General features: G+C 71.9%; 4 protein-coding genes and 1 pseudogene. 3 read left to right on the plus strand and 2 right to left on the minus strand.

Features of this window, described 5'->3' with window-relative positions; all coding sequences use genetic code 11:
• Positions 1-517 (plus strand): 3-oxoacyl-[acyl-carrier-protein] synthase III C-terminal domain-containing protein (locus tag SACPADRAFT_RS25450; protein WP_007026855.1); only part of this gene is annotated, 517 nt, incomplete at its 5' end.
• Positions 518-533: 16 nt separating this feature from the next.
• Here SACPADRAFT_RS25450 and SACPADRAFT_RS0203975 read toward each other — a convergent pair.
• Entirely contained in the window at positions 534-755 is a 222-nt protein-coding gene (locus SACPADRAFT_RS0203975) for an RNA-binding S4 domain-containing protein (protein ID WP_028662193.1), read from the minus strand.
• A 209-nt stretch (positions 756-964) separates the two neighbouring features.
• Between SACPADRAFT_RS0203975 and SACPADRAFT_RS0203980 the strand changes: the two genes are divergently transcribed.
• Both SACPADRAFT_RS0203980 and katG read left to right on the plus strand, forming a co-directional pair.
• A complete protein-coding gene (locus SACPADRAFT_RS0203980) occupies positions 965-1,375 on the plus strand; it encodes a Fur family transcriptional regulator (protein ID WP_007026853.1) in 411 nt (136 codons plus the stop codon).
• Between the two features lie 16 nt (positions 1,376-1,391).
• Positions 1,392-3,593 carry a catalase/peroxidase HPI gene (katG, locus tag SACPADRAFT_RS0203985; protein ID WP_007026852.1) on the plus strand — a complete coding sequence of 734 codons (2,202 nt, stop codon included), beginning with the start codon at positions 1,392-1,394 and terminating at the stop codon, positions 3,591-3,593.
• A 49-nt stretch (positions 3,594-3,642) separates the two neighbouring features.
• Here the strand turns inward: katG and SACPADRAFT_RS34575 are convergent.
• Positions 3,643-3,802: pseudogene (locus tag SACPADRAFT_RS34575) on the minus strand (EI24 domain-containing protein); the annotation flags it as partial.

Below are 3,802 nucleotides of genomic sequence, written 5' to 3' on the forward strand. Positions count from 1 at the left end.
GGCCGCCGCCGTGGTGCTCCGGCCGCCGGCACCGGGCGCCGGTGTCGCCGGGGCGCCGGGCGTCGATGTGGTCGACACGGCCGTGTTCACCGACACCGCCACGGCCGGGCACATGACCTGGGAGGTCACCGACCTCGGGTTCCGTATGGGCCTGTCCCCCCGGGTCCCGGAGGTGCTGGCCGAGCACCTGCCCCTGGTCGTCAAGGACCTGCTCGCCCGGAACGGCCTCGGCGTCGGGGACGTGCGCGGGTGGGCCGTCCACCCCGGCGGGCCGCGCATCCTGCACACCGTCGAGGACACGCTCGGCCTCGCGCCGGACGCACTGGCCGCCTCCCGGACGGTGCTCGCCGAGCACGGCAACTGCTCCTCGGCCACCGTCCTGCTCGTGCTCGACGCACTCCGCCCCGCGCTCGGCCCCGGGGACCCGGCCGTGGCGCTCGCGTCCGGCCCGGGCCTCACCCTCTACGCCACGCTGCTGCGCGGTGGCCCGGCCCGACCCGGCGGCGGTCCGGACTGACCGAACGGCCGTTGGCTCACTCCACGGTGACCTCGAGTGTCTCGTCGCCGACCGCGACGAGGTCCCCGGCGTCGAGCTTGCGACCGCGGCGGTGTTCGGCCTCGCCGTTGACCCCGACCCCGACCTCGGCCAGCAGGGCCTTCGCCTCCGCGCCGTCCTCGACCACCCCCGCCAGTTTGAGGAACTGGCCGAGCTGGATGGGCGCACGGGCGATCGGGACCGGTCGGGGGCTCGTCATCGTTCCATCATGCCGCATCCCCGCCCACCGGTTCCGCTCCGGATGCGGCCCCGTCGGGCGCGGCCGGACCCACCGGTTCCCACCGGGGGTCTCGTCCCGGTCACGCCGCGAACACGAGTGAGACACAGCACTCCGGCAAACTCTTGATCCATTCCAGAAAGACCGCCAGACTGCCGCGCGTGCCAACGACGACTGCGGGCTTCGAGCACATGCTGCGCGAGGCCGCACTGCGAGTGACCCGACCCCGGGTCGCGGTGCTGTCCGCGGTGCACGACCGTCCGCACGCCGACACGGAATCGATCATCGGTGCCGTCCGGGAGGAGCTGCCGAAGGTGTCGCACCAGGCCGTCTACGACGGACTGCGCGCGCTGACCGAGGCGGGACTGCTGCGACGGATCCAGCCGATGGGGTCCGTGGCCCGCTACGAGACGCGGGTCGGGGACAACCACCACCATGTCGCGTGCCGGTCGTGCGGCGCCCTCGCCGATGTCGACTGCGCCGTGGGCTCCGCGCCCTGCCTGACCGCGTCGGACGCCCACGGCTTCCACGTCGACGAGGCCGAGGTCATCTACTGGGGACTGTGCCCTGCCTGCTCCCCCGAACCGGAACACATCCATTGATCCTGAAAGGACACCCGTGACCGACGATCGCGACACCACCGGCCAGTGCCCCGTGGTGCACGGCCGCGCCCCGCACCCCACCGAGGGTGGCGGGAACCGCCAGTGGTGGCCGGACAAGCTCAACCTGAAGATCCTGTCGAAGAACTCCCCGGCGACCAACCCGCTCGGCGAAAACTTCGACTACGCCGGGGCGTTCAAGTCACTCGACCTGCCCGCCGTCAAGCGGGACATCGAGGAGGTGCTGACCACCTCGCAGGACTGGTGGCCCGCCGACTTCGGCCACTACGGTCCGCTGATCATCCGGATGGCCTGGCACAGCGCGGGCACCTACCGGATCAGTGACGGCCGCGGCGGCGCGGGCGCCGGGCAGCAGCGGTTCGCCCCGCTGAACAGCTGGCCGGACAACGTCAACCTGGACAAGGCCCGCCGTCTGCTGTGGCCGGTGAAGAAGAAGTACGGCCAGAACCTCTCCTGGGCCGACCTGCTCATCCTGGCGGGCAACGTCGCGCTGGAGTCGATGGGCTTCAAGACCTTCGGCTTCGCCGGCGGCCGCGAGGACGTCTGGGAGCCCGACGAGGACGTCTACTGGGGCCCGGAGACCGAGTGGCTGGACGACCGGCGCTACAGCGGTGACCGTGAGCTGGAGAACCCGCTGGCCGCCGTCCAGATGGGCCTGATCTACGTCAACCCGGAGGGCCCGAACGGCGAGCCGGACCCGGTCGCCGCGGCTCGCGACATCCGCGAGACGTTCGGCCGCATGGCGATGAACGACGAGGAGACCGTCGCACTGATCGCCGGCGGGCACAGCTTCGGCAAGACCCACGGTGCCGCGCCGGACAGCCACCTCGGACCCGACCCCGAGTCCGCTCCGCTGGAGGAGCAGGGCCTGGGCTGGCGCAACGCCTACGGCACCGGCAAGGGCGGCGACACGATCGGCAGCGGGCTGGAGGTCACCTGGACCAGCACGCCGACGACGTGGAGCAACGGCTTCTTCGCGAACCTGTTCGAGTACGACTGGGAGCTCACCACCAGCCCGGCGGGCGCGAAGCAGTGGACGCCGAAGGACGGCGCGGGTGAGGGCACGGTCCCGCACGCGCACGACCCGGAGCGGAAGGTCGCGCCCGCGATGCTGACCACGGACCTGGCGCTGCGCTACGACCCGATCTACGGGCCGATCTCGCGCCGGTTCTACGAGAACCCCGACGAGTTCGCCGACGCCTTCGCCCGCGCCTGGTACAAGCTGACCCACCGGGACATGGGGCCGAAGGTCCGCTACCTCGGCCCGGAGGTGCCCGCGGAGACCCTGCTGTGGCAGGACCCGCTGCCCGAGGTGGACCACGCGCTGATCGGCGAGGCGGACATCGACTCGCTGAAGAGCACCGTCCTCGGCTCCGGGCTGAGCACCGCCCAGCTGGTCACCACCGCGTGGGCGTCGGCCTCGACGTTCCGGGGCAGTGACAAGCGCGGCGGTGCCAACGGTGCGCGCATCCGGCTCAACCCGCAGAACGGGTGGGAGGTCAACAACCCGGCCGAGCTGGAGACGGTGCTGTCCACCCTGGAGGGCATCCAGCAGTCGTTCAACGAGGCGCAGACCGGGAACAAGAAGGTCTCGCTGGCCGATCTGATCGTGCTCGGCGGCTGCGCCGCCGTGGAGCGGGCCGCCAAGGCCGCGGGCCACGACATCCGCGTGCCGTTCACCCCGGGCCGCGTCGACGCGACGCCGGAGCAGACCGACGCGGACTCGTTCGCCGCGTTGGAGCCCACCGCGGACGGGTTCCGCAACTACCTGGGCAAGGGCAACCGGCTCTCCGCCGAGTACCTGCTGCTCGACCGGGCGAACCTGCTCACGCTGAGCGCGCCGGAGACCACCGTCCTCGTCGGCGGCCTCCGCGTGCTCGGGGCGAACTACGACACCTCGTCGCTGGGCGTGTTCACCGACACTCCGGGGTCGCTGACCAACGACTTCTTCGCGAACCTGCTCGACCTGGGCATCACGTGGAAGCCGACCTCGGAGGACGCGCAGACCTTCGAGGGGCGCGACGCCTCGGGTGCGGTCAAGTGGACCGGCAGCCGGGTCGACCTGGTGTTCGGGTCGAACTCCGAACTGCGGGCCCTGGCCGAGGTCTACGCCGCCGACGACGCGAAGGACAAGTTCGTGCGCGACTTCGTCGCCGCGTGGGACAAGGTCATGAACCTGGACCGGTTCGACCTGGCCTGATCGCCACCACCGGTGGGCCCCGTCCGGACATGGCGGGGCCCACCGGTGGCTACCGGGCGTCGGCGGGCTCGGTCGTGCTGCGCAGCGTCTCGCGGGCGACGAACACCCCGCCCACGAAGGCGACCGGCATGACGACCAGCGCGGCGAACGGGACGAGGCAGAGCAGGGCCGTCGGCAGCCCCAACCCCAGCGCGAGGCCCCGCCGCCCG

It is taken from the genome of Saccharomonospora iraqiensis subsp. paurometabolica YIM 90007 (genome assembly GCF_000231035.2).
GTDB lineage: Bacteria > Actinomycetota > Actinomycetes > Mycobacteriales > Pseudonocardiaceae > Saccharomonospora > Saccharomonospora paurometabolica.